This window comes from Streptomyces sp. NPDC058279 (genome assembly GCF_042881255.1).
GTDB lineage: Bacteria > Actinomycetota > Actinomycetes > Streptomycetales > Streptomycetaceae > Streptomyces.
In genome coordinates this window covers 179,410-205,788 of the sequence record NZ_JBHVYA010000005.1, presented here as the reverse complement: position 1 = coordinate 205,788, position 26,379 = coordinate 179,410, and the positions used below count along the sequence as shown (strand labels likewise).

Annotated in this window: 26 protein-coding genes; 12 read left to right on the top strand and 14 right to left on the bottom strand. The window is 72.3% G+C overall.

Annotated elements, in window-relative coordinates; translation table 11 throughout:
* Positions 1-14 precede the first annotated feature (14 nt).
* The 3 genes from ACFVXJ_RS12815 to ACFVXJ_RS12805 form a co-directional block, all read right to left on the bottom strand.
* Positions 15-1,157 (bottom strand): acyl-CoA dehydrogenase family protein, encoded by a 1,143-nt coding sequence (locus tag ACFVXJ_RS12815; protein WP_389661910.1) that lies wholly within the window; start codon positions 1,155-1,157, stop codon positions 15-17.
* Positions 1,158-1,285: 128 nt separating this feature from the next.
* Complete coding sequence (locus ACFVXJ_RS12810) at positions 1,286-2,416, bottom strand: CaiB/BaiF CoA transferase family protein (protein ID WP_389661735.1); 1,131 nt, start codon at positions 2,414-2,416, stop codon at positions 1,286-1,288.
* A 106-nt stretch (positions 2,417-2,522) separates the two neighbouring features.
* The gene (locus tag ACFVXJ_RS12805) at positions 2,523-2,915 is read right to left on the bottom strand and encodes an MmcQ/YjbR family DNA-binding protein (RefSeq protein WP_389661734.1); all 393 of its coding nucleotides are present in this window, start codon (positions 2,913-2,915) and stop codon (positions 2,523-2,525) included.
* 93 nt (positions 2,916-3,008) lie between these two features.
* Here ACFVXJ_RS12805 and ACFVXJ_RS12800 point away from each other — a divergent pair, with 93 nt between their 5' ends.
* Positions 3,009-4,217 carry a saccharopine dehydrogenase family protein gene (locus ACFVXJ_RS12800; protein ID WP_389661733.1) on the top strand — a complete coding sequence of 403 codons (1,209 nt, stop codon included), beginning with the start codon at positions 3,009-3,011 and terminating at the stop codon, positions 4,215-4,217.
* Here the strand turns inward: ACFVXJ_RS12800 and ACFVXJ_RS12795 are convergent.
* Positions 4,211-4,897 (bottom strand): endonuclease V, encoded by a 687-nt coding sequence (locus ACFVXJ_RS12795; RefSeq protein WP_389661732.1) that lies wholly within the window; start codon positions 4,895-4,897, stop codon positions 4,211-4,213. The two genes, ACFVXJ_RS12800 and ACFVXJ_RS12795, sit on opposite strands and share 7 nt — an antisense overlap.
* A 25-nt stretch (positions 4,898-4,922) precedes the next feature.
* Between ACFVXJ_RS12795 and ACFVXJ_RS12790 the strand changes: the two genes are divergently transcribed.
* A complete protein-coding gene (locus ACFVXJ_RS12790) occupies positions 4,923-5,225 on the top strand; it encodes a YciI family protein (protein ID WP_389661731.1) in 303 nt (100 codons plus the stop codon).
* Between the two features lie 225 nt (positions 5,226-5,450).
* Here the strand turns inward: ACFVXJ_RS12790 and ACFVXJ_RS12785 are convergent, their stop codons facing one another.
* Positions 5,451-6,545, bottom strand: a complete 1,095-nt coding sequence (locus tag ACFVXJ_RS12785) for a WD40/YVTN/BNR-like repeat-containing protein (RefSeq protein ID WP_389661730.1) — start codon at positions 6,543-6,545, stop codon at positions 5,451-5,453.
* A gap of 74 nt (positions 6,546-6,619) precedes the next feature.
* Here ACFVXJ_RS12785 and ACFVXJ_RS12780 point away from each other — a divergent pair, with 74 nt between their 5' ends.
* From ACFVXJ_RS12780 to ACFVXJ_RS12765, 4 genes are all read left to right on the top strand, one after another.
* On the top strand, positions 6,620-7,060 hold the full coding sequence (locus ACFVXJ_RS12780) for a (4Fe-4S)-binding protein (RefSeq protein ID WP_389661729.1): 441 nt from the start codon (positions 6,620-6,622) through the stop codon (positions 7,058-7,060).
* 175 nt (positions 7,061-7,235) lie between these two features.
* Positions 7,236-7,652: an SsgA family sporulation/cell division regulator gene (locus tag ACFVXJ_RS12775; protein WP_389661728.1), complete on the top strand. Its 417-nt coding sequence runs from the start codon at positions 7,236-7,238 to the stop codon at positions 7,650-7,652.
* 208 nt (positions 7,653-7,860) lie between these two features.
* Positions 7,861-9,513, top strand: a complete 1,653-nt coding sequence (locus ACFVXJ_RS12770) for an ABC-F family ATP-binding cassette domain-containing protein (RefSeq protein WP_389661727.1) — start codon at positions 7,861-7,863, stop codon at positions 9,511-9,513.
* Positions 9,514-9,785: 272 nt separating this feature from the next.
* Entirely contained in the window at positions 9,786-10,757 is a 972-nt protein-coding gene (locus ACFVXJ_RS12765) for an acyl-ACP desaturase (RefSeq protein WP_389661726.1), read from the top strand.
* Between the two features lie 86 nt (positions 10,758-10,843).
* On the opposite strand, the gene ACFVXJ_RS12760 is transcribed toward ACFVXJ_RS12765, so the two are convergent.
* From ACFVXJ_RS12760 to ligD, 3 genes are all read right to left on the bottom strand, one after another.
* A complete protein-coding gene (locus ACFVXJ_RS12760) occupies positions 10,844-11,098 on the bottom strand; it encodes a WhiB family transcriptional regulator (RefSeq protein ID WP_361307890.1) in 255 nt (84 codons plus the stop codon).
* An 81-nt stretch (positions 11,099-11,179) separates the two neighbouring features.
* Entirely contained in the window at positions 11,180-11,728 is a 549-nt protein-coding gene (locus ACFVXJ_RS12755; protein WP_389661725.1) for a hypothetical protein, read from the bottom strand.
* Between the two features lie 42 nt (positions 11,729-11,770).
* Positions 11,771-12,793 (bottom strand): non-homologous end-joining DNA ligase, encoded by a 1,023-nt coding sequence (gene ligD / locus ACFVXJ_RS12750; RefSeq protein ID WP_389661724.1) that lies wholly within the window; start codon positions 12,791-12,793, stop codon positions 11,771-11,773.
* Between the two features lie 102 nt (positions 12,794-12,895).
* On the opposite strand from ligD, the gene ACFVXJ_RS12745 reads away from it, so the two are divergent.
* The 3 genes from ACFVXJ_RS12745 (at position 12,896) to ACFVXJ_RS12735 (ending at position 15,277) form a co-directional block, all read left to right on the top strand.
* A complete protein-coding gene (locus ACFVXJ_RS12745; RefSeq protein ID WP_389661723.1) occupies positions 12,896-13,966 on the top strand; it encodes an ATP-dependent DNA ligase in 1,071 nt (356 codons plus the stop codon).
* 85 nt (positions 13,967-14,051) lie between these two features.
* The gene (locus ACFVXJ_RS12740; protein ID WP_389661722.1) at positions 14,052-14,720 is read left to right on the top strand and encodes a helix-turn-helix domain-containing protein; all 669 of its coding nucleotides are present in this window, start codon (positions 14,052-14,054) and stop codon (positions 14,718-14,720) included.
* Positions 14,717-15,277 carry an NUDIX hydrolase gene (locus ACFVXJ_RS12735; protein ID WP_389661721.1) on the top strand — a complete coding sequence of 187 codons (561 nt, stop codon included), beginning with the start codon at positions 14,717-14,719 and terminating at the stop codon, positions 15,275-15,277. The genes ACFVXJ_RS12740 and ACFVXJ_RS12735 overlap by 4 nt, the downstream gene beginning before the upstream one ends.
* A gap of 7 nt (positions 15,278-15,284) precedes the next feature.
* On the opposite strand, the gene ACFVXJ_RS12730 is transcribed toward ACFVXJ_RS12735, so the two are convergent.
* The 3 genes from ACFVXJ_RS12730 to ACFVXJ_RS12720 form a co-directional block, all read right to left on the bottom strand.
* Entirely contained in the window at positions 15,285-17,378 is a 2,094-nt protein-coding gene (locus ACFVXJ_RS12730; protein ID WP_389661720.1) for an MDR family MFS transporter, read from the bottom strand.
* A 46-nt stretch (positions 17,379-17,424) separates the two neighbouring features.
* A complete protein-coding gene (locus ACFVXJ_RS12725; protein WP_389661909.1) occupies positions 17,425-18,774 on the bottom strand; it encodes a 6-phospho-beta-glucosidase in 1,350 nt (449 codons plus the stop codon).
* Positions 18,775-19,080: 306 nt separating this feature from the next.
* The gene (locus tag ACFVXJ_RS12720) at positions 19,081-19,953 is read right to left on the bottom strand and encodes a helix-turn-helix domain-containing protein (RefSeq protein ID WP_389661719.1); all 873 of its coding nucleotides are present in this window, start codon (positions 19,951-19,953) and stop codon (positions 19,081-19,083) included.
* A 336-nt stretch (positions 19,954-20,289) separates the two neighbouring features.
* Here ACFVXJ_RS12720 and ACFVXJ_RS12715 point away from each other — a divergent pair, with 336 nt between their 5' ends.
* From ACFVXJ_RS12715 to ACFVXJ_RS12705, 3 genes are all read left to right on the top strand, one after another.
* Complete coding sequence (locus ACFVXJ_RS12715; protein WP_190185069.1) at positions 20,290-20,958, top strand: helix-turn-helix transcriptional regulator; 669 nt, start codon at positions 20,290-20,292, stop codon at positions 20,956-20,958.
* A gap of 65 nt (positions 20,959-21,023) precedes the next feature.
* Entirely contained in the window at positions 21,024-21,581 is a 558-nt protein-coding gene (locus ACFVXJ_RS12710; protein WP_361307904.1) for a toxin-antitoxin system, toxin component, read from the top strand.
* Positions 21,578-22,777, top strand: a complete 1,200-nt coding sequence (locus tag ACFVXJ_RS12705; RefSeq protein WP_389661718.1) for an MAB_1171c family putative transporter — start codon at positions 21,578-21,580, stop codon at positions 22,775-22,777. Before ACFVXJ_RS12710 ends, ACFVXJ_RS12705 begins: the two co-directional genes overlap by 4 nt.
* A gap of 181 nt (positions 22,778-22,958) precedes the next feature.
* On the opposite strand, the gene ACFVXJ_RS12700 is transcribed toward ACFVXJ_RS12705, so the two are convergent.
* From ACFVXJ_RS12700 to metG, 3 genes are all read right to left on the bottom strand, one after another.
* On the bottom strand, positions 22,959-23,735 hold the full coding sequence (locus ACFVXJ_RS12700) for a hypothetical protein (protein WP_389661717.1): 777 nt from the start codon (positions 23,733-23,735) through the stop codon (positions 22,959-22,961).
* 44 nt (positions 23,736-23,779) lie between these two features.
* Positions 23,780-24,343 (bottom strand): hypothetical protein, encoded by a 564-nt coding sequence (locus ACFVXJ_RS12695; RefSeq protein ID WP_389661716.1) that lies wholly within the window; start codon positions 24,341-24,343, stop codon positions 23,780-23,782.
* A 249-nt stretch (positions 24,344-24,592) separates the two neighbouring features.
* Positions 24,593-26,320, bottom strand: coding sequence for a methionine--tRNA ligase (metG, locus tag ACFVXJ_RS12690; protein ID WP_389661715.1), 1,728 nt, complete (start codon positions 26,318-26,320; stop codon positions 24,593-24,595).
* Positions 26,321-26,379 lie beyond the last annotated feature (59 nt).

Below are 26,379 nucleotides of genomic sequence, written 5' to 3'. Positions count from 1 at the left end.
CTTTCGAGGGGAGGTTAGCCGAGCAGGGAACGGCCGATGATCTCTTTCATGATCTCGGTCGTGCCGCCGTAGATGGTCTGGATGCGTCCGTCGGTGAAGGCCCGCGCGACCGGGTACTCGCTCATGTACCCGTAGCCGCCGTGCAGTTGCAGGCAGCGGTCCGCGACCCGCTTTTGCAGTTCGGTGGCCCACCACTTGGCCATCGAGGCGTGGACGTGGTCCAGTTCGCCGTTGGAGTGGTCCACGATGCACCGGTCCAGGAACGCCCGGGTGACGGCGCACTCCGTGGCCATCTCCGCTATCTCGAACCGGATGTGCTGGAGCTTGGCGAGCGGCCGACCGAACGCCTCGCGTTCCTTCACGTACGCGGTCGTGATCTCCAACAGGTGTTCGGCGGCGGCGATGCCCGCCATCGCGATGCCCATCCGCTCCTGGGCGAGGTTGGTCATCAGGTGCAGGAAGGCGCCGTCCCGCTCGCCGAGCAGGTTCTCCTTGGGGACCCGTACGTCGTGGAAGAACAACTCGGCGGTGTCCTGCGCCTTCTGGCCGATCTTGTCGAGGTTGCGGCCGCGCTCGAAGCCCTCCGCGCCGCGCTCGACGACCAGCAGCGACAGGCCGTGCGCCCCGCCCTCGGGGGTCGTCTTCGCCACCACGATGACCAGGTCGGCCAGGATGCCGTTGGAGATGAAGGTCTTGGAGCCGTTGAGCAGCCAGTGGTCGCCCCGGTCCTCGGCGCTCGTGCGGATGCCCTGGAGGTCGGAGCCGGCGCCGGGTTCGGTCATCGCGATCGCCGTGATCGTCTCGCCCGAGCAGAACCCGGGGAGCCAGCGGCGTTTTTGCTCCTCGGTGGCCAGCGAGGTGAGGTAGGGCCCGATGATGTCGTTGTGCAGGCCGATCGCGAGCCCGGGCGCGCCCGCCCGGGTGAACTCCTCCGCGATCACCGCGGCGTAGCGGAAGTCGGCGTTCCCGCCGCCTCCGTACTCCTCGGGGACGGCGAGCCCCAGCAGGCCCTGCCGGCCGGCGGCCCGCCAGGCGTCGCGGCTGACGATGCCGTCCTTCTCCCACTGTTCGTAGTGCGGCAGCACCTCCTTGGCGAGGAAGGCGCGTACGGTCTCGCGGAACGCCTCGTGGTCGGCGTCGAAGATGCGGCGTTGCATCGGGGCTCCCTGAAGCCGGCTCTTGGCGGTTTCGATCAGGTGGGCCGGCCGGGCCGGCTCCAGCGCCGCCGCCTCGTCCGCCGCATGGCGCGGACCGCCCGCGTGGTCGGGCAGCACGGAGGGTTCCATCAGACGTCCTTCCCGAGCAGACCCGGTACGTGCCAGTCCCGGGCCACGGATTCCGTGTGCGCCCCCGGTCGCGCGGGCCCGCTCGTGACCGCGGCCGGGGTGGCGGAGAAGCGGGGCGCGGGGGCCGGCTGGGTGATTCCGCCGACGTCGGTGAAGGTGCCCCGGGCCGCGAGGTGGGGGTGGTGGGGCGCCTCGCCGAGGGAGAGTACGGGCGCCACACAGGCGTCGGAGCCCTCGAAGACCGCCGTCCACTCGGCGCGCGTCCGGGACTTGAAGCGGGCGGCGACGGCCGCGCGCAGCTCGCCCCAGCGGGCCGGGTCCTTGCGCGCGGGGGCCTGCTCCGTGATGCCGAGCAGGTCCGCGAAGGTGTCGTAGAACTGCTGCTCCAGGGCCCCGACCGCCATGTAACCGCCGTCGGAGGTCTCGTACGTGCCGTAGAAGGGACAGCCGCCGTCGAGCAGGTTGGCGCCGCGCCGGTCCTGCCAGCCGCCGGCCGCCATCATGCCGTGGATCATGGCGGTGAGGTGGGCCGTCCCGTCGACGATCGCGGCGTCCACGACCTGGCCGGCGCCGTCGGGGGTGCCGGCGTGTCGGAGGGCGGCCAGGACGCCGATGACGAGGTAGAGCGATCCGCCCGCGTAGTCGCCGACGAGGTTCGCGGGGACGGCGGGGGGCTCGCCCGGGTTGCCGATCATGCCGAGGGCGCCGGTGACGGCGATGTACGCGATGTCGTGCCCGGCGGTGTGCGCGAGCGGGCCGTCCTGGCCCCAGCCGGTCATCCGGCCGTAGACGAGCCTCGGGTTGCGGGCGTGGCAGTCGGCCGGGCCGACGCCGAGCCGTTCGGCCACGCCCGGCCGGAACCCCTCGATCAGTACGTCGGCCCGCTCGACGAGGTCCAGTACCCGGTCGGGGCCCCCGGGAGCCTTGAGGTCGATGAGCACGGAGCGCTTGTTGCGGTTGGTGACGTCGTACGCCGGGTCGACGGCGAGGCCGCCGCCCCCCGGACGGTCCACGCGGACCACGTCCGCGCCGAGGTCGGCGAGGAGCATCGCCGCGAACGGGCCCGGGCCGATCCCGGCCAGTTCGACGACGCGTACTCCGGCGAGCGGGCCGGTACCGGACACTGCCATCGAGCCCCCAGCGTTTCCCCGTGTGAGGTTGGGTGAAGTGTGTGACACAACTGATGTAACACCAGTGATGCTAGGAACGTGTTCCACTCAGCACAAGAGCGGGCGCTCAGCCGGCCGCCTCCCTCCGCGCGTCGAGCTCCCCGATGTGGCGTTTGAGTGCGACCGTGCGGTAGCTCTCCTCCACCCACTCGCACAGCACCTCGGCGGCCGGCGCCCCCTTCCCGTCCAGCGGCAGGGAAACCCAGCCGGCCCGGCCGAGGCCGTAGCCCGTCGGTTCGGCGCCCGGAAAGGTCATCGCGTGGCCGTGCGGCGCCTCGTCCTTGAGCTTCACGGAGAGACCGGGCGGCCGCGGGCCGTCGGTGTTGCCGAGGAAGACGAAGATCTTCTTGTTGACCTTGACCACGCAGTCCTCGGGTCCCCAGGGGAACTCCTCGACCGCCTCGGGCAGTCCCAGGGCGAACTCCCGCACCTTCTGCCACTTGCGCACCGCGGCCTTCATCGACGCCTCCACTTACCGCAGGTCACACCTGCTCGTACGGACAGTCGGCTCTCACGCTAACCTCAGCCACCGACACCAGCCGGGAGGAGCGTCATGAACGAGCGGGTACGCCGTGCGGAACGGCAACGCGCCTACGACCTCGTGCTTTTCGGCGCGACGGGATTCGTGGGGACCCTGACCGCCGAGTACCTCGCCGCCCACGCCCCGGCCGGCTGCCGCTGGGCCCTCGCGGGCCGGGACCGGGTCAAGCTGGAACGGCTGCGCGAGCGGCTGGCGGCCCTGGACCCGGCGTGCGCGACCCTGCCGCTGATCCGGACGGACGCCTCCGACGCGCGGGCCGTACGGGACCTCGCCGCCTCCACCCGGGTCCTGGCCACGACCGTCGGGCCGTACGTCTGGTACGGGGCGGAACTCGTCGCGGCATGCGCCGGGGCGGGCACCGACTACGTCGACCTCACGGGCGAGCCGGAGTTCGTGGACCGGATGTACGTCGCCCACGACGCGCGGGCCCGGGAGACCGGCGCACGGCTGGTGCACGCGTGCGGGTTCGACTCGATCCCGGCCGACCTCGGGGCGTACTTCACGGTGAACCGGCTGCCGGCCGGGGTGCCGCTGCGAGTCGACGGCTTCATGCGCTCCAACGCCCTGCTCTCCGGCGGGACCCTGGCCTCCGGCCTCACCGCGCTGAGCCGGGGCCCGCAGACCCTGGCCGCCGCCCGGGAACGCCGGCTGTACGAGCCGCGACTGCCGGGACGGCGGGTACGGGGTTCCGGGGGCGCGCCGCGCTTCAGCCGCGAGACCGGCGCGTGGGCGCTCCCGCTGCCGACGCTGGACCCGCGGGTCGTGGCCCGCTCGGCGGCCGCCCTGGAACGGTACGGCCCGGACTTCCGCTACCGGCACTACGCGGCCGTGCGGCACCTGCCGTTCGCGGTGGGCGCCACGACGGCGGTCGGGGCGACGGCCCTGCTGGCCCAGGTGCCCGCCGCCCGGCGGTGGTTGACGGGCCGTTGGGAGCCGGGACGCGGTCCGGACGCCGAGCGGCGGGCGCGCAGCTGGTTCACCGTGCGCTTCGTGGGCTCGGGCGGCGGCCGACGGGTCTTCACGGAGGTCTCGGGCGGCGACCCCGGCTACGGCGAGACGGCGAAGATGCTGGCGGAGTCGGCACTGTGCCTGGCCTACGACGCGCTCCCGGACACCTCCGGGCAGCTCACCACGGCCGTGGCCATGGGCGACGCGCTGCTGGACCGGCTCCAGAAGGCCGGCATCCGCTTCCGTGTGGCGGCCGACCAAGCCGCTCAGTGAGTGTCCGCGGCCTCGCGCAGGGCACGCCGGCACAGCGCGTCGGCGCGTCGGGTGGTCTCCGGGAGTCGATAGCGGGGGCTGAGCGCCAGGGTGTGGGCGCAGGCGTTGTCGAGCGAGACGCGGTGGCCGACGGAGACGTAGACCGGCTTGATCCCGTCCTGGGTGCGCAGCGCCCGCCCGACGACGGCGCCGTCCGCCGCGCGGAGCGGGGCGGCGTCACCGCGCCGGGCACCGGGCTCCTCGTAGGTGAAGGTGAACGGGTTCTTCGCGACTCCGATGCTCGCCAGTCCGGTCACCACGCCGAGGTGGCAGGCGAGGCCGAAGCCGCGGGGGTGGGCCAGCCCGTAGCCGTCGCAGACGACGAGGTCGGGCGTTACCGTCAGGGCGTCGAGCGCGGACAGCACGGTGGGCAGCTCCCGGAAGGCGAGCAGTCCCGGCACGTAGGGAAAGCTGACGCGGCCCACGGCGGTGCGTTCCTCGACCACCTCCAGGGTGGCCGCGTCGAGGACCACGGCCGCGGCGGCCACCAGGTCCCGTTCGTCGTCGTAGGCGACGTCCACGCCGGCGACGAACCCCGTCCCGGGCGGTGGGCCGGGCCGGTCCAGCACCACGCTCCGGCGCAGTTCGTCCTGTATGGCGCGGGCTTCGGTCTCGTCGGCGGGGGTCTTGGCAGTCGTCATGAGGTGCGAGGGTAGCCTGGCGATCATGTTCGTACTGGAGCTCACTTACACCGCGCCCATCGAAGCCGTGGACGAGCAGATGGAGGCGCACGTCGCCTGGCTCGACCGTTACTACGCGTCCGGCGTCTTCCTCGCCTCGGGACGCAAGGTACCGCGTGAAGGCGGCGTCATCCTGGCCGCGGGCGTCTCCCGCGCGGAGGCCGAGGAGATCACGGCCGGGGACCCGTTCGTCGTGGCCGGGGTCTGCGCCTACCGGATCACCGAGTTCGTTGCCACGAAGACGTCGGCGGACCTCGCGGCGGTACGGGAGACCCTGCCGGTGGCCTGACCCGGACCGCCGCGTCTGGGGCCGGAGCCCGGCGGGCCGGCTGGCCGGGGCTTCTGGTTCCGGCGACCCAGAGCCCGGTGATCCAGGGTCAGAGATCCGACTGTCCGGGGTCCGGTGGCCCCGTGTCCGGGGGCCGGGGTCCGGCGGTCCGGGGGCCGGAGCCCGGCCGGGTCGCGTCGCCTTCTTCGGGGACGCGGGGCCGCCGTCGTCACGACCGGTCGCGTTTCAGCGCCGTTCCAGCCTGCCCACCCGTCCCTTCTCCCCCGATGCCCAACAGCCGCCGTCCGGCGCGCAGTCGACGGTGTCGTACGAGCCCGCGTCCAGGGCACGCCAGGTCCGTCCCCCGTCCAGCGTCACGCCCGAACCCGTGGGACCCACGGCCAGCGCCGCGCCGCGCGAGCGTGGGAACCAGGCCGCGCCGGACCGGTAGGCGGGCGGCGGCGTGGCGGACGCCCGCCACGTGCGGCCCCCGTCCGAGGTCACGGCGGCGGCCCGCGGCGAAGCCTGGTCGGCGCGGTAGTCGCCGCCGACCGCCAGACCCGTCGCACGGTCGCGGAACGCGAGCGCGAAGACGCCCTTGGCCGGGTCCCCCGCCGGAACGGGCGAGGCGGCGGCGCTCCAGGTGCGACCCCGGTCGGCGGAGCGCAGCACCCGGGAGACCGCGCCCCCTCCGGTGGCGATCAGGACGTCGCGCGGCCCGGCGGCCACCAGGCACTGCCCGCTCGCGGCGAAGCCCGCCTCGCCCGGCAGCGCCTGCGGCATCCCGGCCGCCGGGAGGACCTGCCAGCTCCGCCCGCCGTCCTCCGTCGCGAGGAGCCGGAACCTGCCGTCCACCGGGTCGCTCAGGGCGAGCCCGTGGCGGGCGTCGAAGAACGTCAGACAGTCGTAGAAGGCCCGGGGGTCGGGGTTGCGGAAGCTCTCGGTCCAAGTGGCCCCGCCGTCCTCGGTCCGCAGGACCCGGGACGCCTCGCCCTCGCCGATGGACAGCGCGACCGCCCGGCGCTCGTCGAACGCCTCGATGTCGCGTAGCTCCAGCCCCTCCGCCACCGCTCCCGGCGGCGAGACGTCGCGCCAACTGCGGCCCCCGTCCGAGGTGCGCAGCACCGTCCCCTTGGACCCGGCCACCCAGGCCGCGGAGCGGCTGACCGCCGCGAGACCGCGGAAGCGGACCGCGTCCTTTCCCGTGGCCTTGAGCGCCCAGCCGGTACCGCGCGGGTCGCGCGGGGCGTCGCCCGGACCACCCGTGTCCGCCTGCGCGGGCGCGGCCGACAGGGTCACCGCCAGCGCCGCCACGCACATGCCAACTCCCAGAAGTCTCATGGCGCGGGAAGCTAACGCACACCGGATTCCCCGTCCAGGGTGCGTCGGCGCGCGCTCCTTCCTAGGCTGACGCCATGCCTCTTGAGGACGAGCATGCGCGGCGCACCGCGCAGGAGCCGAAGCCCTACGCGGGCCGGCACGTCACCGTCACCTACGAGAGCGCCCGCTGCCTGCACGCCGCCGAATGCGTCGGCGGTCTGCCCGAGGTCTTCGACTCCGGGCAACGCCCGTGGGTGCGACCCGACGGGGCCGCCCCGGAGCGGGTCGCGGAGGTCGTCCGCCGCTGCCCCTCGGGGGCGCTCCAATACCGGCTCGCCGACGGTCCGGCGGAGGAGGGCGACCGGCCGACGAGCGTCGAACGCTCTTCCGCCGGCCAGTTGGTGGTACGCGGCGAACTGAGCGTGACCGGGCCGGACGGCACCGTCCGCCGGGAGTCCAGGGCCGTGCTTTGCGCCTGTGGGGTGAGCGGTAATCAGCCGTATTGCGACCACTCCGGGGCGTGCGGCGACGACTGATCGCCGTGCCACAGCCGCGCCGTGCGGTCACTCTGTGCGATCGAACGGTAGCGATCAAGCCACTCGGTGACACAGCTCACTCGGATGCGCCTGCACGGATTTGCGCTTTCGGGCGTCTATCCGGTTGCCGGGCCACCCCAAGTCCGGCAGCAGATCCGCCGCAAGGGAGCGAGCCTTGATCACTGTCATCGAGCAGGCCGTGCAGGCCCGACTGGTCGCCACCTCACCGAAGGTCGAGACCGTACCCGTCACCCTCTGCTACGACCGTTCGGATCCCTTCGCCGTCCGGATGGCCTTCCCCGGCCCGGCGACGTTGGAGGGTGTCGAGGTCTCCTGGACCTTCGCGCGCGAGCTGCTGGAAGCCGGGCTGCGCCGTCCTGCCGGCTCGGGTGACGTGCGCGTACGCCCCTATGACGGCGAGCGGACCAGTATCGAGTTCCACGCGCCGGAGGGCGTGGCGATCGTGCTCATGGCAACCCCTGAGCTGAACCGGTTCCTGGATCGGGCCGCGACGGTCACGCCACCGGGACTGGAGCACCTCTACCTCGATCTCGACCACGGCTTGGCGGAGTTGCTGCGCGGCCCCCGCTGACGTCGATCCCCGCCCGGACGCCGCACTCGCCGTTAATGCGTTGCGGGCGGCTCGGGCCGCCCGTAGCTTCGTAGACGCCCCATTGCCGTCGAAACGGAGCAGGACATTGCTCTTCTGAGGTTCGAGACACCGACCACGATCACGTTTCACCACCCGTCGGCTGTCTCCCCACGTTGCCCGCACCACTTCACGCAACCTGGAGACCTCCATGAGCCATGCCCCCACTTTCATCACCTGCTCCGCGCTCTCCTTCGACTGGCCCGACGGAACGCCCGTCCTGGACGGCTTCCAGCTGACCGTCGGCCCCGGCCGAACCGGTCTGGTCGGCCTCAACGGGGCCGGTAAATCAACTCTGTTGAAGCTCATCGCGGGCGAACTGACCCCGTCCGACGGACAGATCTCCGTCGCCGGAACGGTCGGCCACCTCCCGCAGAACCTCATCCTCGACACCGCGTTGCGCGTGGACGAGGTGCTCGGCATCCGGGCCACCCGCGCCGCCTTGCACGCCATCGAGGCCGGCGAGGCCACCGAGGCGAACTTCACCGCGGTCGGCGACGACTGGGACGTGGAGGAACGCGCCTCGGCCTCGCTGGACATGCTCGGTCTCGCCCGGATCGGCCTCGACCGCACGGTCGGTGAGCTGTCGGGCGGCGAGTGCGTCCTGCTGCGGCTGGCCGCCCTGTTGCTCGCCCGCCCCGACGTCCTGCTCCTGGACGAGCCCACCAACAACCTGGACCTGCGGGCCCGGCGCCGGCTCTACGCGGCCGTCGAATCCTGGTCCGGAGTGCTGGTGGTGGTCAGTCACGACCGGGAGCTGCTGGAGCGGGTCGATCAGATCGCCGACCTGCGTGACGGCGAAGTCCACTGGTACGGAGGGAACTTCACCGCCTACGAGGAGGCGCTGGCCGCCGAGCAGGACGCGGCCGAGCGGATGGTCCGGGTCGCGGAGGCCGACGTACAGCGGCAGAAGCGCGAACTCGCGGACGCCCACATGAAACTGGCCCGGCGCAAGCGGTACGGCCAGAAGATGTGGGACACCAAGCGCGAGCCGAAGATCGTGATGGGGGCGCGGAAGCGCGCCGCCCAGGAGTCGGCCGGCAAGCACCGCATCATGCACACCGAGAAGCTGGCCGACGCCCGCGAGCGGCTCGACCAGGCGGTGGAGGCGGTGCGCGACGACGACGAGATCCGCATCGAGCTGCCCGCCACTCGGGTGCCGCCGGGGCGGCGGGTGTTGACGCTGGACGACCTGCGCCCGGCGCACGGCCCCGCGATCCCGGGCGGGTGGGAACTGCGCGGGCCGGAGCGGATCGCGCTGGTGGGACACAACGGCTCGGGCAAGACGACCCTGCTGCGGACGATCTCCGGCCTGCTCGCCCCGGTGTCGGGCGAGGCGACGACGCACGTGCCGACGCGGTTCCTGCCGCAGCGGCTGGACGCCGACGTACTGGACGACGACCGCTCGGTGGTGGAGAACGTGGCGCGGTTCGCCCCGCACGCCACCAACAACCTGATCCGGGCGCGGCTCGCGCACTTCCTGTTCCGGGGCGCCCGGGCGGACCGACCGGCCGGCACCCTGTCGGGCGGCGAGCGGTTCCGGGCGGCGCTGGCGGCGCTGCTCCTGGCGGAGCCGGCCCCGCAGCTGCTGATGTTGGACGAACCGACGAACAACCTGGACCTCGCGAGCGTGCGGCAGCTGACCGGCGCCCTGGAGTCGTACGAGGGGGCACTGCTGGTGGCCGGGCACGACGTGCCGTTCCTGGAGTCGCTGGGCATCACCCGCTGGCTGCTGCTGGACGCGGAGGCAGGGCTCCGGCCGACCACGGCGGAGGAGGTGCGCGAGTCGCTCTGGCACGGCTGAGCACCCACGCGGCCGGGCACGGAGGACGGCCGGGCGGGCGGGATGCCGCCCGCCCGGCCGTCAAGCCATGAGCCGAGGACCACCGGAGGGCGTTATTTCATTTCCGATTTGCCCGGTCGGGGGTGCTCCCACATGCCCTCAAACTGCGGATATAACCGGACGTAACCACTCATAGGTAGGGGTGGGGCTTGGCTGGTCCTTGATGCCGTGCTTAACCTACGACTCCGTAGGCTACGGAACCGTAGGTAATTCGCTTTCCCCCTGGAGTACCCGTGACGATCACCTCCCCCCACCTCGGCAGCTCGGAGGCGTGGACCGACGCCAAGTTGCTGTTCGCGCTGGAAGAGGTGGTCGAAAAGGAACTCAACCGCCATCTGACGGTCACCAAGGACTGGATGCCCCACGAGTACGTCCCGTGGAGCGACGGCCGCAACTTCCCCGGCTTCTTCGAGGACGGCGAGGCGTGGGACCCGAAGCAGTCCAAGGTCACCGACATCGGCAAGATCGCCCTCGTCGTCAACCTGCTGACCGAGGACAACCTGCCCAGCTACCACCACGAGATCGCGTCGCTCTTCGGGCGCAACGGCGCGTGGGGCACCTGGGTGCACCGCTGGACCGCCGAGGAGGGCCGCCACGGCATCGTGATGCGCGACTACCTGCTGGCCTCGCGCGCCGTGGACCCGGACAAGCTGGAAGCGTTCCGGATGCAGCACATGTCGGAGGGCTTCGAGTCCGACAACCGGCACTCGATGCTGCACTCGGTGGCGTACGTGGCGTTCCAGGAGCTGGCGACCCGCATCTCGCACCGCAACACCGGCCACCAGTCCGGTGACCCGGTCTGCGACCGGATGCTGGCCCGGATCGCGCAGGACGAGAACCTGCACATGATCTTCTACCGCAACCTGCTGGGCGCCGCCTTCGAGCTGGCCCCCGACCTGACGATGCAGGCCGTGCGGGACGTCGTGGTCAACTTCCGGATGCCCGGGCACGGCATGCCGGGCTTCGAGCGGATGGCCGCGCAGATGGCGATCGGCGGGGTCTACAACCTGCGGATCCACCACGACGACGTGCTGAGCCCCGTGATCCGGTTCCTGAAGATCATGGACATCGACGGTCTCGGCCCGGAGGGGCAGCAGGCCCAGGAGGAGCTCGGGCTGTTCATGGGCGGCCTGGACTCCGAGGCCCGCAAGTTCGACGAGCGGCTGGCCGCCCGCGCCGCACGCATCGCGGCACGCCAGGCCTGACCTTCACCGACGAGCCCCGGCAGGCCCCGCTTGCCGGGGCTTCGCCATGTCCCGCGCGGTCCCCGGCCCAGGGTGCGGTCCCCGGCTCAGGCGCGGGGGCGCAGGGCGAGGCGCTCGGACTCGGAGAGGCCGCCCCAGACGCCGAAGCGCTCGTCGTTGGCCAAGGCGTACTCCAGGCACGCCACCCTTCCCTCGCAGGCCCCGCACAGCCGCTTCGCGTCGCGCAGCGAGGAGCCGGGCTCCGGGAAGAAGAACGCGGGGCCGGTCTGGGCGCACAGGGCGAGGTCGTACCAGGCGGGTGCGGCGGTGGTCGTCGGGCGCTCGCTCGTGTTCATCGACATGACGGAGATCCTCACCGGCGCCGATGGACGTCCGATCAACGCCTCATCAACAACGCCCGCGCCGCGCCCCGGCCCGGACGGCTACCCCCGGCGGCGCAGCCAGTCCTCAAGGACGACGAAGTCAGCGTCGGTCAGGCCGGTGCGCGGGTCGACGCGGTACGGCAGCGCGGGCCCGGGGTGGTACGCGGCCACCCAGGCGCGATCCTCGGGCGTGATCTCGTCATCGACCCAGACGAAGGGACGCCCGGCCGCCCACGCGACGACGGGGCGGGTCTTCCAGTGCAGCCCACCCGCCCCGGTCCGGGCAGCGCCCGTCAGCTCGCGCAGATCAGGCAGGTCGGGCAGCTCGCGCAGGTCGGGCAGGTCGGGCAGGTCCAGCACCGGCAGGTCGGGCAGCCCCAGCCGCCGACCGACGAGCGGGTTGGCGTCCGCACCCCACGTCGTCGCCCACACCGGCTCGCACGGCAGTGCCGCGAGCCGTGGCCCGAGCGCGGGATCGAGCCGGTCCAGCAGCGGGTTGCCGCCGGTGCCGCCCGGGACCGGGTGGATCGGATAGCCGGCGCCGCCGAAGGGGATGAGCGGGCCGTCGATGTCGAGGAAGAGCTGCGGGTACCGGTCGGAGCGCGTCACCGTCGCACCCTACGCACCACGGGCCCCGCTCGACACGGGATGTCAGTGGTCCGCCGGCTTGGCGCGGCTCGGCTGGACGCGCTTGGGTTCGCCCGGCATCTTCGGGTAGTCCGGCGGGTACGGCATGTCGCCCAGGCCGTGCTCGTGCTCCTGGCGGTCCGCGAGCTCCAGGACGGTGTCCAGGGCGAAGGCGTGCTCGTCCATGTCGGCGTGGACGTCACCGAGTTCCGCGAAGCGCCCCGGCATCGTCACGATGTCGAAGTCCCGCGGCTCGGCGTCGTCCACTTCCTCCCAGCGCAGCGGCGCCGACACCGGGGCGTGCGGGCGGGGGCGCACGGAGTAGGCGGAGGCGATGGTCCGGTCGCGCGCCGTCTGGTTGTAGTCGACGAAGATCCGCTCGCCGCGCTCCTCCTTCCACCAGGCCGTGGTGACCTTGCCGGGCATCCGCCGTTCCAACTCCCGACCCAGGGCGATCGCACACCGCCGGACCTCCGTGAACGTCCACCGTGGGGCGATCGGCACGAACACGTGCAGTCCGCGCCCGCCCGAGGTCTTCGGCCAGCCGCGCAGTCCCACCTCGTCCAGCAGCGCCCGCAGTTCATGGGCGGCGGCGACCGCGTGGTGGTAGTCGGTGCCCGGCTGCGGGTCCAGGTCGATCCGCAGCTCGTCCGGCCGGTCGGTGTCCTCGCGGCGCACCGGCCACGGGTGGAAGGTGAGGCAGCCCAGATTGGCGGCCCACAGGACGGCGGCCGGCTCGGTCGGGCAGATCTCATCGGCCGTCCGCCCGCTGGGGAAGGCGATGTGCGCGGTCGGGATCCAGTCGGGCAGGTTCTTCGGGGCCCGCTTCTGGAAGAAGGACTCCCCCTCCACGCCCTCCGGGTACCGCTCCAACGTCGTCGGCCGGTCGTGCAGGGCGCGCACGATGCCGGGGGCGACCGCCAGGTAGTACTCGGCGACGTCCCTCTTGGTGAGGCCGCGCTCGGGGAAGTACACCTTGTCCGGGCTGGACAGCCGCACCGTCCGCCCGCCCGCGTCCAGCTCGATCGCATCACGCGCAGCAGCCATGTCCGCCACGGTAGGCGGCCCCCGCCCGGCCCGCACACCGGGCGGATCCGGCCGGGCGCGCACACCGCGCGGCTCGCGCCGGGCCGCCGCAGAATCGAAGGCATGGATCTGCCGGTGATGCCCCCCGTGAAACCGATGCTCGCGAAGTCCGTGACGGCCATTCCGCCGGGCATGCAGTACGAGGCCAAGTGGGACGGCTTCCGCGCCATCGTCCACCGCGACGGCGCCGAGATCGAGATCGGCAGCCGCACCGGCAAGCCGCTCAACCGGTACTTTCCCGAACTCGTGACGGCTTTCGAGGAGAATCTGCCCGACCGCTGCGTCGTGGACGGCGAGATCGTGATCGTCCACGACCGCCGGCTCGATTTCGACCGCCTCACGGAGCGGATCCACCCCGCCGCCTCGCGGGTGAAGATGCTCGCCGAGACGACCCCCGCCAGCTTCGTGGCCTTCGACCTGCTCGCGCTCGGCGACGAGTCGCTCCTCGACGCCCCGCTCGCCGACCGCCGCAGCGCCCTGACCCGTGCCCTTTCCACCGCTCGACCCCCCGTTCACCTCACGCCCGCCACCACCGACTCCGCACTCGCGCACGACTGGTTCGAGCGGTTCGAGGGCGCCGGACTGGACGGGGTGATCGCCAAGCCCCTGGATCTCCCCTACCGCCCCGATGCCCGCCTGATGTTCAAAATCAAGCACGAGCGTACGGCCGACGTCGTCGTCGCCGGTTTCCGTTTCCACAAGAGCGGTCCGATTGTCGGATCGCTCCTCCTGGGCCTGCACGACGCCCACGGCACCCTCCAGCACGTTGGCGTCTGCGCCGCCTTCCCCATGAAGCGCCGCGCCGAGTTGGTGGCGGAGCTGGAACCGCTGCGGATGCCCGACCCGCAAGGCCACCCCTGGGCCGCCTGGGCCGAGGAGGCGGCCCACGAGAGCGCCCGGCTGCCCGGCGCGCAGAGCCGCTGGACGGGCAAGAAGGACCTCTCCTGGGTCCCGCTGCGCCCCGAGCGGGTCTGCGAGGTCGCCTACGACCACATGGAGGGCGACCGCTTCCGCCACACCGCCCAGTTCCGCCGCTGGCGCCCCGACCGTCTGCCGGAGAGCTGTACGTACGCCCAACTGGAGGAGGTCGTCCGCTACGACCTCGCCGAGGTCCTCGGCGCGCCCGAGGGCTGACCGGGGGACGGGGACCGGGTGCGCGGGACGCGGACCCCATCGGCGGTGGTTGACAAACGCGCTTGCCGAAGCGGCAAATGGTGTCATGGCCACCCACGATCACGCGCGCCGCTTCGATCCGGTTCCGGACGGTGATCGGGAGCCCGGCGCGGACCTCGCCGATGTCATCACCGCCGTCGGCCCCCGGCTGCGCGCGCTGCGCCGCCGGCGCGGCACCACGCTGGCGCAGCTCAGCGAGGCCACCGGCATCTCGCTGTCAACGCTGTCCAGGTTGGAGTCGGGGCAGCGCCGGCCGACGCTGGAGCTGCTGCTTCCGCTGGCCAAGGCCCACCGGGTGGCGTTGGACGACCTCGTCGGGGCTCCGGACACCGGCGATCCCCGTGTCCGCCCGCGCCCCTTCGTCCGGCACGGCTGCACCTACGTACCGCTCTCGCGCGAGTTCGCCGGCGTGCACGCGTTCAAACAGATCCTGCCGCCCCGCGACCCGGCGCAGCCGGTGCCCGAGCCGAGGGTCCACGAGGGCTACGAGTGGCTCTACGTGCTCTCGGGCCGGGTACGACTGTTGCTGGGCGAGCACGACCTCGTCCTCACGGCCGGCGAGGCCGCCGAGTTCGACACGCACACGCCGCACGCCTTCTTCAACGCGGGTACACAACCGGCCGAGTTCCTGAGCCTGTTCGGCCCCCAGGGCGAGCGCATCCACGTCCGCGCCCGCCCCGCCGCCGCCTCCCCCTCCCCGGAAGGACGCCCATGAGCCCCGAACCCGCCGCCGAACGCCCCCAGCCCGCCCAGCCCGCCGAGCCCGCCGCAGGCGCCGAACGCGCCGAACGCCCCGAACGCGCCGCCCCCCGACCCAACGCGGTCGTCGGCGTCGGCCTCGTCGTGCTCGCCCCGGACGGCCGGGTGCTGCTCGGCCAGGCCCACGACGGCCGCTGGGAGCTGCCCGGCGGCAAGGTCGACCCCGGCGAGGGCTTCGAGCAGGCCGCCGCCCGGGAACTCGAAGAGGAAACGGCACTGCGGGCGGCCCCCCACGACATCGAGGTCCTGGGCGTCCAGCTCGACGCGCGCTCCGGCCTGACCCGCCTGACGGCCGCCGCCGTCACCCGCGCCGCCGAGGGCACCCCCGCCGTCACCGAGCCGCACAAGATCGCCCGCTGGTCCTGGTTCGCCCCGACGGACATCCCCTCCGCGCTCTACGCGCCCACGGCGACGGTCCTGCGCACCTGGCGCCCGGACCTCACCCCCGCCCTCCCCCACGTCCCCTCGCACGACTACCTCGCGACCCCGCGGGACGTCCCCGGGGCACCCTGAGGACGGCTCAGGCCGGCGCCGGGCGGGGGGCGAAGTTGCCCTCCGCCAGGTCCTCCGCCAGCAGGCGCTTGGCGATCGCGTCCGCCGCCGCCCGCAGGGCCGCGCTGCGGGGCCGGCCGCCGTCCCGCTCCAGCCGGTCGCCCAGCCAGTCGGCCCAGGCCTTGGAGATCACCGCGGCCTCCCGCTCCCCCGCCGGCGTGAGCGAGAAGAAGACGCCCTCCCGGCTCAGGTAGCCCTCCTCCACCATCCGGTCGAAGACGGGCAGCAGTACCTCGGGCGGCAGCGACCGGCGGGCCGCGACGAGACCGATGCTCGCGTGTCCGACCGTCCGGATCAGCAGGTCGACCTGCATGACCGTCCACGCGCCCGCGATGTCCAGTCGGGTGTCGGAGCCGTTCACGATCCCGCGCGCCGTCTCGGGGCCCATGCCCCGGACGAGTTTGCCGACCGCCAGCTCCAGCAGTTTCGCCGAGTCCCCCGAGGCGGTGACCGGTGAGGCGAAGCCCTCGCCCATGTCCGTCGAGGAGGCACGGGCACTGTCACGCAGCCGGACCTCCTTGAGGAACAGCGCGACGACGAAGCCCAGCCCGGCCACCGGCACGGTCCACAGGAACACCGTGTGCAGGGTCCGCGCGTAGGCGTCGATGATCGGCCCGGCGGCGGCCGGATCGAGCGCGTGCACCCCTTGCGGGCTCCGCGCGGCCAGGCCCAGCAATCTCGGGTCCCGGCCGGTGGCACGGGCCGCCTCCGCGACGCCCACCGCGAGCTGGGGTGCGAGGGTGTTCGCGTAGATCGTGCCGAAGACCGCGGTGCCGAAGGCGCTGCCGAGCGTACGGAAGAACGTCACACCGGACGTGGCCGTGCCGAGATCGGCGTAGTCGACGGTGTTCTGCACGGCGATCGTCAGGACCTGCATGCACAGTCCGATGCCGGCGCCGAGCACGAACATGTACAGCGATTCCGACCAGGCCGAGGTGCCCCGGCCCATCAGGGAGAGAAGGTACAGCCCGACGCCCATCACCGCGCAGCCCACGATGGGGAAGATCCGGTAGTGGCCGGTCTTGGAGGTGACGCTGCCGCTGAAGACGGAGGCGATCAGCAGGCCGACGACCAGCGGCAGCGTCCGGACGCCCGACACGGTGGCGGAATCGCCGTCGACGTACTGCAAGTACGTCGGCAGGAACGTCATCGCGCCGAGCATCGCGAAGCCGACGACGAAGCTGAGCACCGAGCACACGCTGAAGACCGGGTTGTGGAACAGTCGCATCGGCAGCATCGGTTCGGCGGCCCGCGTCTCGACCACGCAGAACAGGGCGAGGGCCGCGGCGCCGACCGCGAAGAGGCCGATGATCAGAGCGGAATTCCAGGCGTACTCGTTTCCGCCCCAACTGGTCGCGAGGATCAGCGCGCTCGCGCCGACGGCGACGAGCGCGATGCCCGGGTAGTCGATGACGGGCTTGCCCGTCGCCCGTACCGAGGGGATCGTCCGGGCGGCGGCGATCACCACCAGGATCGCGATCGGGACGTTGACGTAGAAGGCCCAGCGCCAGCTCAGGTGGTCGGTGAACAGCCCGCCGAGCAGCGGCCCGATGACGGTGGCGACGCCGAACACGGCGCCGATCGCCCCCTGGTACTTGCCGCGTTCGCGCAGCGGCACCACATCGGCGATCAGCGCCATGGAAGTGACCATCAGGCCGCCCGCGCCGACGCCCTGGAGTCCCCGCCACAGGATCAGCATGGTCATGTTGCCGGACAGTCCGCACAGGAACGAACCGGTGATGAAGACGATCGCCGAGACCTGGAAGACGAGTTTGCGCCCGAAGAGGTCGCCGAACTTGCCGACCAGGACCGTCGCCACGGTCTCCGCCAGCAGGTAGGAGGTGACCACCCACGACATGTGGGCCGCGCCGCCGAGGTCCGCCACGATCGTCGGCAGGGCGGTGCCCACGATGGTCTGGTCCAGTGCCGCCAGCAGGACGCCCAGCATGATCGTGCCGAAGACGACGTTGCGCCGCCGCCGGTCGAGCACGGGTGGCGCGGCGGCCATGGCGGGGGCTGTGGTCACATCTCGCACTCTCACAGCGCCCCCCGCCCGCCGCATGCGGCGCGGGCCGTACGGGTGACCGGGGGGCCGGCCGCACGGCGGATCAGCGCAGGTAGGCCAGGCCGGGGTGCTGCGCCGCGTACCCGTCGAGGAGCCGGCGGGCCACGGTCACCGAGTCCACGAGCGGGTGCAGGGCGAAGGCTTTGACCGCGTCCGCGCGCGAGCCGCTCGCCGCGGCGGCCAGGACCTCCCGCTCGACCGCCTTGACCGAGGTCACCAGGCCCACCGCGTGCAGCGGCAGCGGGTCGACGGACACCGGGTGGGCGCCGTTGGCGTCCACCAGGCAGGGCACCTCGATCACCGCCCGCGCGTCGAGCGCCGCGAGGGTGGAGCCGTTGGGCACGTTGAGGATCAGGGTGGCCCGCTCGTCCCGGGCGATGGCCCGCATGAGCGCGAGGGCGACCTTCTCGTAGCCGCCGGACTCCAGGTCGCTCTCCTCGCGCGCGCCGGCGCCCGCCGCCTCCCGGTTCTCGGCCATGTACGTGGCCTCCCGCTCGGCCCGCGTCCGGTCCCAGGCGGCCAGCGCCGACCCGGGCGGCTGTCCCTCGCGCCCGGCCCGGGCGTAGAACTCGCGCTGCTGGTCGCGCAGGAAGGCGCCGCGGGTCAGCGGGGCCTCCTGGTAGCCGCGCACGGTGTCGCGGTTGAAGTAGTAGTAGTGCAGGTACTCGTTGGGGATCGCGCCGAGCGAACGCAGCCACTGCGCGCCGAAGAGCCGGCCCTCCTCGAAGGACTCCAACGCCTTGGTGTCGGCCAGCAGCCGGGGCAGTTCGTCGCGGCCCGCCACGCGCAGCCCGCGGACCCAGCCCAGGTGGTTCAGGCCGACGTAGTCGATCCACGCCTCCTCGGGCCGGACCCCCAGCAGGCGCGCGATGCGCCGGCCGAGGCCCACCGGGGAGTCACAGATGCCGATGACCCGCTGGCCGAGGACCTCGGCCATGGCCTCGGTGACCAGACCGGCCGGGTTGGTGAAGTTGATGACCCATGCCTCGGGGGCGATACGGGCGATCCTGCGGGCGATCTCCCGGACCACCGGCACCGTGCGCAGGCCGTACGCGACCCCGCCCGCGCCCACCGTCTCCTGGCCCAGGACGCCCTCGGCGAGGGCGATCCGCTCGTCGGCGGCGCGTCCCTCCAGGCCGCCGACGCGGATGGCGGAGAAGACGAAGTCGGCTCCGCGCAGCGCCTCGTCGAGGTCGTCGGTGGCGGTGACGGCCGGGGCGTCGGCCACCCCCGCGGCCTGGTCGGCGAGGACCCGGGCCATGGCGGTGAGCCGGGCCGGGTCCTCGTCGTAGAGGGTCACGTGGGTCACCGGGCCCTCGGCGCGATCGCCGAGGAGTGCCCCGTAGACGAGCGGTACGCGGAAGCCGCCCCCGCCGAGGATGGTCAGCCGCACGTCCCTACCGCCCTTCGCCAGTGCCACGATCGGTGACACGGCGGCGGCGCGACCCGGCTGGGGCGCCCGGGCCGGGCCGACGCGGCGCGACACACGATCAAGGTCTCCAGTGTCCCCCGCCGAGGGCGCAGCGGGGGCGCCCTCGGCCGGAATCCACCGGAACCCGGCCGTCACGGCAGATCGGAGGGGCCTCCGACCCGGCCCGCCGACCCCGTCCCCCGATCGCCCGGGTCGGGCCGGGCGTCCCGACCCCGACCGCCCCGGCCGGTCCTCCCGATCGGCCCGACTCCTCGCACCGCGCGTCGTTCAGTCCCCGAGCGACGGCACCGCGCGCAACCGCGCGCCCTGCTGCTGCGCAAACCCCTGGCCGGGCCGCACCGGTCCGGCCGGCAGGCCCTGCGGCGCCGAGAGGATCAGGGTCATCCGGGTGAGCCCCATCGCCTCCAGCATCCGGCTGGATTCCGCCACCATCCGGCAACGCACCAGACCCCAGCCGGGATCGGGGTGGCGCACCGTCCGCACCGCCCCGTCCTGCTCGGCGGCGTCCGCGCCGTGGGTGCTGAGCCAGTGCGGGACGCCGTACCGGTAGGCGGCCTCCATGAACGGGTCCCGGGCCACTTCCTGCCGGATGCTCCGCAATCCCTCGTCGTCCGGGGCGCCGGCCAGCGCGGTCGCGAACCTGGCCAGCAGCGGGACGCACCAGGCCGGCTCGTGGTCCTCCAGCACCGCGGCGGCGTCCGGGTGAAACAGCACGAAGCGCAGGAAGTTGTCGTCCGGCAGGGCGGTGGGGTGCGGGCGCACCGACTGGAAGAGCTTGTCGAAGGCCGAGTTGGTCAGGGCCACGTCCCAGCGGTGGTCCACCAGGAAACTCGGGTAGGGCACGGCCTCCATGAGGGCCGCGTAGTCGCACAGGTAGTCGCGCTGGGCGGGGTCCTCGGGCAGCCGGTTCTCCTCGGCGGCCCGCCAGGTGGGCGGCGGGTCCCGGTCGACCATGACCCGGAACAGCCAGAAGCACTGCCGCTCGCTCATCTCCAGGGCCTCTGCCAGGGCGAGCAGTTTGCGGTCCGTCCATTCCTTGACGAGTCCGCGTTCCCAATTGCCGTACGCCCGCACACTGATGCGCAGCCGTGCGGCGAGGTCTTCCTGGCTCAGGCCCAGTTCCTCGCGGCGCTGGCGCAAAAGCTCCTTGCGTCGCTCCGACCGCACTGCGCCACGGGCCGAGTCATCGCCCGTCAGGCGTTCCTCGCCGGCTCGGGCGAGGCCATCGGACGGGCCCACCGCTGCGAGATGTGGCACCGAGAGCTCCCCCTCCTCACGGTCTGGATCTTCATTTCCGTGTGGCGATCCTGCTACCGACTTCATTCGAGTGTCAACTATTGTGGCAATTCCAGCCTGACGACAGCTCATTCGCGCCACAGCTGTGGCAAGTTCTGGCCCTCCGGGGGGAGACCGGATAGATTCCCTGGGGCCGACCCCGTGCCCGTATTGACCCCGCGCGATCTAGGAGAACCACTGGTGACAGACGGCTTCCCGGCTCCCGTCGCGGTGGCCAACGCGTCTCTGGCAGCCACCGTCACGCGGGTCGCCGAACTCGCGGGCAAGATGGGCCGCGACCTGAACCAGGTATTCGACCTCCGCCGACTCTCCGAAGCCTCGGGTGTCCCGACGGACGTGATCAAAACCCTGCTCGACGGTCGGCGCGCCGGCGAACCCGACCTGCAGACCCGCTTCCTCCAGCGTCTCGACCTGCTCCGGCGGACCAGGGTCAAGCCCAACGGTCGGCGCTACACGCAGCAGGAGATCGCGGACGGTGCCGGGATGTCCCGGCAGCAGGCCGGCGCCCTGATCAACGGCGACCGCCGGCCCACGATGGAGCACTGTGACGCCATCCAGCGCTTCTTCGGGGTACACGCCGGCTTCCTCACCGCCCACGACGCCGACGCCCTCACCGACGCCCTCCAGCGCACCGAGCAGCAGCTGCTCCAGGACTTCGCCGGTCGTGAGCGCGAAACCGTCCCCGCCGAGGCCGCATCAGCCGGCGATCCGCTGGCAAGACTCCTCCAGAACCACGGCGTACGGGGCATCGCCTGGCGCGCCGCCCAACTGCCCAGCGACAAGCACCGGGACAAGGTGACCGAATGGCTGGACATGCTCCTCGAAAGCGTCAAACCGAACGAATCATGACCCAGTCGAAAGTCTGGATCTGAATCCTTGAGTCCTGATCCGGATCCGCGCCGACGGGGAGAACGGTGAGCATAGGCAGAGAGCAGCGGCGGTTCTGCGGGGAACTGGTGGCCGGCATCAAGTTGACCGCCCCCGTGGAGCCTGTGGGCCTCTACGCCGCCCTCTGCGAGGGCATGAGCCGACAACGGGGCCGACCGGTGGAATTCCGGATGGCCGCGTTCCCCCAGGGGACGGCCAGCGGGCTGTGGCTCGACATGGCGGACCGCGATCTCATCGTCATCGAGGAACGCACGGCGCCCGACCACCAACTGGTGATCCTGGGTCACGAACTGTGGCACATGAAGGCCGGCCACTGCAGCCACCACGTCGACGGCGCCGCCGTCGCCGCCCGGCTGCTGGCCGGCGAGGCCGACATCGGCGAGACGGTCCGCCGAGTCGCCGCGCGCACCCGCGCCGACGTCCGGGAGGAGACGGAGGCGGAGACCTTCGGGCTGCTGCTCGGCAGCCGCTGCCGCAACTGGCTGGCGGGTTCGGGGGGTCACCGCGCCCCCGCGCAGCGCGACCAGCTCGCCGGCAGGATCGAAACGTCCCTCGGCTACCGGGGGCACAGGAACGAGCTTTGAACGGACAGGACTACTACATCCCCGCGGTGGCGATGGCGGTCTCCCTCGCTTTCAAGGTCCCGGCCCTGCGGGCCGACTGGCGCGACCCCCTGCTGCGGTCCGTGTGTGTCCTGCTGACCCTGGCCGGAGCGGTGTTCACGTTCGCCGCCCCGCCGACCATCGCGGCCGTCAACCGCTGGACGGGCGTCTCCAACGTCTCCGCCCCGCTGGTGTACTGCCTGATGACCGCGTTCAGCGCCTCCTGCCTGGTGCTCGTCTTCAACTGGCGCGGCGGCGAGCCCGAGGAGATCCGGCGCACCTCCCGCCGCTGGATCTCCGGCTACTCCGTGGTGATCGGCACGATCGTCGTCGTGTACGCGCTCGGTTCGGCCCCCGTGGAACGACTGCGCGACTTCGACACGTACTACGCCAACACCCCCTACATCCGGCTGATGATCGCCGCGTACCTGTTGGCGCACAACGTCGCCGCCATCACCATGACGGCCATGTGCTGGCGCTGGGCCCTCCAGGTCCGCGGCTGGCTGCGCACGGGCCTGTTCATCATCGTCGGCGGCTATTCCTTCAGCCTCGCCTACGACGCCGCCAAGATGTCGGCCGTCGTCGCCCGCTGGACCGGCCACGACCTGGACGACCTGAGCACCCTCGTCGCGCCGCCGCTCGCCTCCATGGGGGCCCTGGTCAGCGCCATCGGCTTCGTGCTGCCGCTGCTGTGCCAGCGGGTCTCCGACAGTTGGCGCACCTGGTCGACGTACCGGCGCCTGGGCACCCTCTGGCACGAGATGCAGAGCACCGCGCCGGCCGGCACCCCCTCGGTCCGGATGTCCTGGTGGTCCCCGGCGGAGATCAGGGTGATCCAGCGGGAGTCGGACATCCACGACGGCTTCCTGCGGCTGGGCCCGTGCCTCGACCCCCGCCGACGCGACCTCGCCTACGAGCAGGCCCGCGCGAACGGCGCCGACGAGGCCACCGCCCGCGCCGTGGCCGATGCCGCGATGGTGGCCGCGGCGGTGCGTACCAGCACCGTCGACCCGGAGGGGACCGGCGGCGCGGCCGGCCCGGACGACGGGGCGGAGCGGGTGCACGTCGCCGCCGACGGTCCGCGCGACCTCGTACGGATCTCCCACGCCCTGCGGCACTCCCCCTTGGTGGCGGCGGCACGACGACAGGCCGCCGCCCTGTCGGGCAGCGGCCTGTGAGAGCGTCCGCCGGACGCCAGGCCCTGTCGTCAAAGTCCCGCCTGGCGCGCGATGTCCGGCACCGCACCTCGCTGCGTTGTCGGAGCGCCCGAGTACGTCCAGTACACGGGCGCCCCTCCGCCTTGCGATGCACGGCACCGGACATCGCGGGCCTTAAACGGCGCTACTTTGACGACAGGACCTAGCGTGCCGCGGCGATCGTGACCGTCGGGAAGAGGTCCTGGAACGGTCCCGCCGAATCGGTGCCGTCCCGACCGTAGGGCGCGTCGAAGCTCCACACCATGAACAGCAGGAACACGATCAGCGCGCTGAACAGCCCCGCCAGCAACAACTCGCGGCCCGAGCGGCGGATCTGGAGCGTGAAGATCAGCCCGACCGTGACCACCTCGCCCACCAGCAGCCCGAACCACACCACGCCCGGCAGCGTCGACTCGTCGCTCTGCATCCGCGAGTGCCGGGCGTCGTCGGCGGCGGCGATGTGGTCCAGGAGCGGCTGGTACGCCTGCGCCTGGAGTTCGGTGGCCGGGCTCTGGTGGGTGACGTCGGTGCGCAGCTTGCCGAGCAGGTTCGCGCCCTCCGCGGAGGCGGCCTGGCCCGAGGTCAGTCGCGGCCAGTCCACGTTGACGGTGTGGGAGACGTAGGCGTCCACCTCCCCGCGGATGCGGTCGCGCACCGGTGTCGGGTAGACGTCGGCGCGCTGGGTGACCTCGTACAGCGACTGCGCCTCGCGCCGCACGCTGTCCTCCGCGGAGCCGCGCGCCTCCCAGACGCCCGCGATGGCCAGGCCGAGGACGATCGCGTAGACCACGCCGACCATCATCGTCATGTACTCGATGACGTCGGGGGTTTCGCTGGTGTCCTCGTCCGCCGCCACCCGGCGGTGCCGGAGCATGGTGCAGGCGAGGACGAGGGCGCAGACGAGCGCCATGGCGATGGCCAGGACCAGCCATTCGGACACGAGGGTTCTCCCGTTCGAGGTCGAAGAGTGGAGCGGCGGAAGGGCTAGCGGGCGCTCTTGGAGCGCGGGCGCAGCGCGGCGGCGGCGAGCACGGCCGGGGTGGTCACGACGACCATCAGCATCATGGTCGACATGCCGTTCGGGCGCCTGCGCTCCAGGGCCGACGGATGGTACGTCGGCACGTGGAAGGCGGTCACGGGCGCGGCGGCGGCCCTGCGCGGGGGCGGAGCGGAAGCCTTGGCCGCAGCCGCCTCCGGCCGTGGCCCGGCGGCCGCCCCGACCGGCGGCGGCTGCGCCTCCTCCCCCGGCGCCTCCTCCCCCGGCGCCTCCTCCCGGGCGGGGAGGCCGGGTGCCTGCCCGGGGTGGTGCACGGTCGGCCGCTCCCCGGGCGCGGTCACCCGCGGCGACGGCCGCGCCGGCGCCCGCACGCCGGGTGGGGTGACGGCCGGGAGCCACACGGTCGGCGGTCGCGGATGCCCGGCGGGTACGCAGACGCCGACCCGGGCGCCGTGGCCCGCGCCGTCATCGGCGACCGCCACATGACCGTGCAGCGGGCACAGCGCGCCCACCAGGCCGGCCCCGGCGACGTACTGCCAAGCGGTCACCACGCGACTGGTCCTCCCGATCGGATTCGGCAGCAGGGATGAGGGTTCCTGCTGAAGAAACGATCACGGCCCGGCTACGACACGCGCGGGAAGGTCAAGACCGGCCCACGTACGACGGCGGGTGCTCAGCCGATCGGGAGGGCCGCGCCGGTGACCGTGCGGCCGAGGTCCCTGCCGACGGCGCCCGTCCGGGACGACGAAGGGGCGCGACCCCGTGGGTCGCGCCCCTTCACCTGCCTTCTCACCCGGGCGTTACGCCTCCGGGGAGCCGCCGAAGCGTTCGCGGTAGGACTCCAGGTCCTCCTCGGTGATCTTCGCGAAGAGCACCGGCGGCACGGTGAACGGGGTGCCCGCGGGGACCGCGTCCAGGGACGCGGTTTGCTCGGGGGTGACCCAGGTCGCCGTGTCGTCGGCGAGCGTGAACGAGGAGCGCATGGCGTGCGCCGAGGCGGGGATGAAGGGCTCCGAGACCACCGAGTAGAGGTGGATCAGGTTCATCGCCGTGCGCAGGGTGAGCGCGGCGCCCTCCAGGTCGGTCTTGACCTCCAGCCAGGGGGCCTTCTCGTCGAGGTAGGCGTTGCCGGCGGACCACAGGGCGCGCAGGGCGGCCGCGGCCTTGCGGTACTGGAGGGACTCCATGTGGCCCTCGTACTCGGCCAGCAGTTCGGCGATCTGGGCGCCGAGCCTGGCCTCCGCCTCGCCCGCGGGGCTGCCGGCCGGGACCTCGTCGCCGAACTTCTTGCGGGAGAAGGTCAGTACCCGGTTGACGAAGTTGCCGAGGGTGCCGCCGAGGTCCTTGTTGACCGTGGCGGTGAAGTGCTCCCACGTGAAGGACGAGTCGTCGGACTCGGGCGCGTTGGCGATCAGGAAGTAGCGCCAGTAGTCGGCCGGCAGGATCTCCAGCGCGTGGTCGGTGAAGACGCCGCGCTTCTGCGAGGTGGAGAACTTGCCGCCGTAGTACGTCAACCAGTTGAACGCCTTGACGTAGTCGACCTTCTTCCACGGCTCACGGGTGCCGAGCTCCGTGGCGGGGAACATCACCGTGTGGAACGGGACGTTGTCCTTGGCCATAAACTGGGTGTAGCGCACGTCCTCGGCCTCGTACCACCAGGACTTGTAGTCGCGGTCGGCCGGGGCGGTGTCCTGCGCGGCGTCCGCCCACTCCTTGGTCGCGGCGATGTACTCGATCGGGGCGTCGAACCAGACGTAGAAGACCTTGCCGTCGGCGGCCAGCTCGGGCCAGGTGTCCGCCGGGACGGGGACGCCCCAGTCCAGGTCACGGGTGATCGCGCGGTCGTGCAGGCCCTCGGTCAGCCACTTGCGGGCGATGGAGGAGGCCAGCTGCGGCCACTCCTCCTCGTGCTCCGCGACCCAGCTCTCGACCTCGTGCTGGAGCTTGGACTGGAGGAGGAAGAGGTGCTTGGTCTCGCGGACCTCCAGGTCCGTGGAGCCGGAGATCGCCGAGCGCGGCTCGATCAGGTCCGTGGGGTCCAGGACCCGGGTGCAGTTCTCGCACTGGTCGCCGCGCGCCTTGTCGTAGCCGCAGTGCGGGCAGGTGCCCTCGACGTAGCGGTCGGGCAGGAAGCGTCCGTCGACCGGCGAGTACACCTGGCGGATCGCGCGCTCCTCGATGAAGCCGTTCTCCTGGAGGCGGCGCGCGAAGTGCTGCGTGATCTCGGCGTTCTGCCGCGAGGAGCTGCGGCCGAAGTAGTCGAAGGACAGCTGGAAGCCGTCGTAGACCGCCTTCTGGGCGTCGTGCGCCTGCGCGCAGAACTCGGCGACCGAGAGACCGGCCGCCTTCGCGGCGAGTTCGGCCGGCGTGCCGTGCTCGTCGGTGGCGCAGATGTAGAGGACGTCGTGGCCGCGCTGGCGGAGGTACCGGGAGTACACATCCGCCGGAAGCATCGACCCGACCATGTTGCCCAGGTGCTTGATCCCGTTGATATAGGGAAGCGCGCTGGTGATCAGGTGTCGAGCCATCCTCGGATGCTCCATTTCATCTGTGCGGTACGTGCGGTGACAACGGGCCGTGACGGATT

Coding starts and splice junctions, on each gene's coding strand:
- ACFVXJ_RS12805 (WP_389661734.1), bottom strand. CDS start 2,915: ATGAAGGCCGCGGTGCGCAAGTGGCAGAAGGTGCGGGAGTTCGCCCTG.
- ACFVXJ_RS12810 (WP_389661735.1), bottom strand. CDS start 2,416: ATGGCAGTGTCCGGTACCGGCCCGCTCGCCGGAGTACGCGTCGTCGAA.
- ACFVXJ_RS12740 (WP_389661722.1), top strand. CDS start 14,052: ATGGCCACCCACGATCACGCGCGCCGCTTCGATCCGGTTCCGGACGGT.
- ACFVXJ_RS12815 (WP_389661910.1), bottom strand. CDS start 1,157: ATGCAACGCCGCATCTTCGACGCCGACCACGAGGCGTTCCGCGAGACC.
- ACFVXJ_RS12790 (WP_389661731.1), top strand. CDS start 4,923: ATGTTCGTACTGGAGCTCACTTACACCGCGCCCATCGAAGCCGTGGAC.
- ACFVXJ_RS12800 (WP_389661733.1), top strand. CDS start 3,009: ATGAACGAGCGGGTACGCCGTGCGGAACGGCAACGCGCCTACGACCTC.
- ACFVXJ_RS12730 (WP_389661720.1), bottom strand. CDS start 17,378: ATGCGGCGGGCGGGGGGCGCTGTGAGAGTGCGAGATGTGACCACAGCC.
- ACFVXJ_RS12770 (WP_389661727.1), top strand. CDS start 7,861: ATGAGCCATGCCCCCACTTTCATCACCTGCTCCGCGCTCTCCTTCGAC.
- ligD (WP_389661724.1), bottom strand. CDS start 12,793: ATGGCTGCTGCGCGTGATGCGATCGAGCTGGACGCGGGCGGGCGGACG.
- ACFVXJ_RS12785 (WP_389661730.1), bottom strand. CDS start 6,545: ATGAGACTTCTGGGAGTTGGCATGTGCGTGGCGGCGCTGGCGGTGACC.
- metG (WP_389661715.1), bottom strand. CDS start 26,320: ATGGCTCGACACCTGATCACCAGCGCGCTTCCCTATATCAACGGGATC.
- ACFVXJ_RS12760 (WP_361307890.1), bottom strand. CDS start 11,098: ATGTCGATGAACACGAGCGAGCGCCCGACGACCACCGCCGCACCCGCC.
- ACFVXJ_RS12745 (WP_389661723.1), top strand. CDS start 12,896: ATGGATCTGCCGGTGATGCCCCCCGTGAAACCGATGCTCGCGAAGTCC.
- ACFVXJ_RS12780 (WP_389661729.1), top strand. CDS start 6,620: ATGCCTCTTGAGGACGAGCATGCGCGGCGCACCGCGCAGGAGCCGAAG.
- ACFVXJ_RS12795 (WP_389661732.1), bottom strand. CDS start 4,897: ATGACGACTGCCAAGACCCCCGCCGACGAGACCGAAGCCCGCGCCATA.
- ACFVXJ_RS12735 (WP_389661721.1), top strand. CDS start 14,717: ATGAGCCCCGAACCCGCCGCCGAACGCCCCCAGCCCGCCCAGCCCGCC.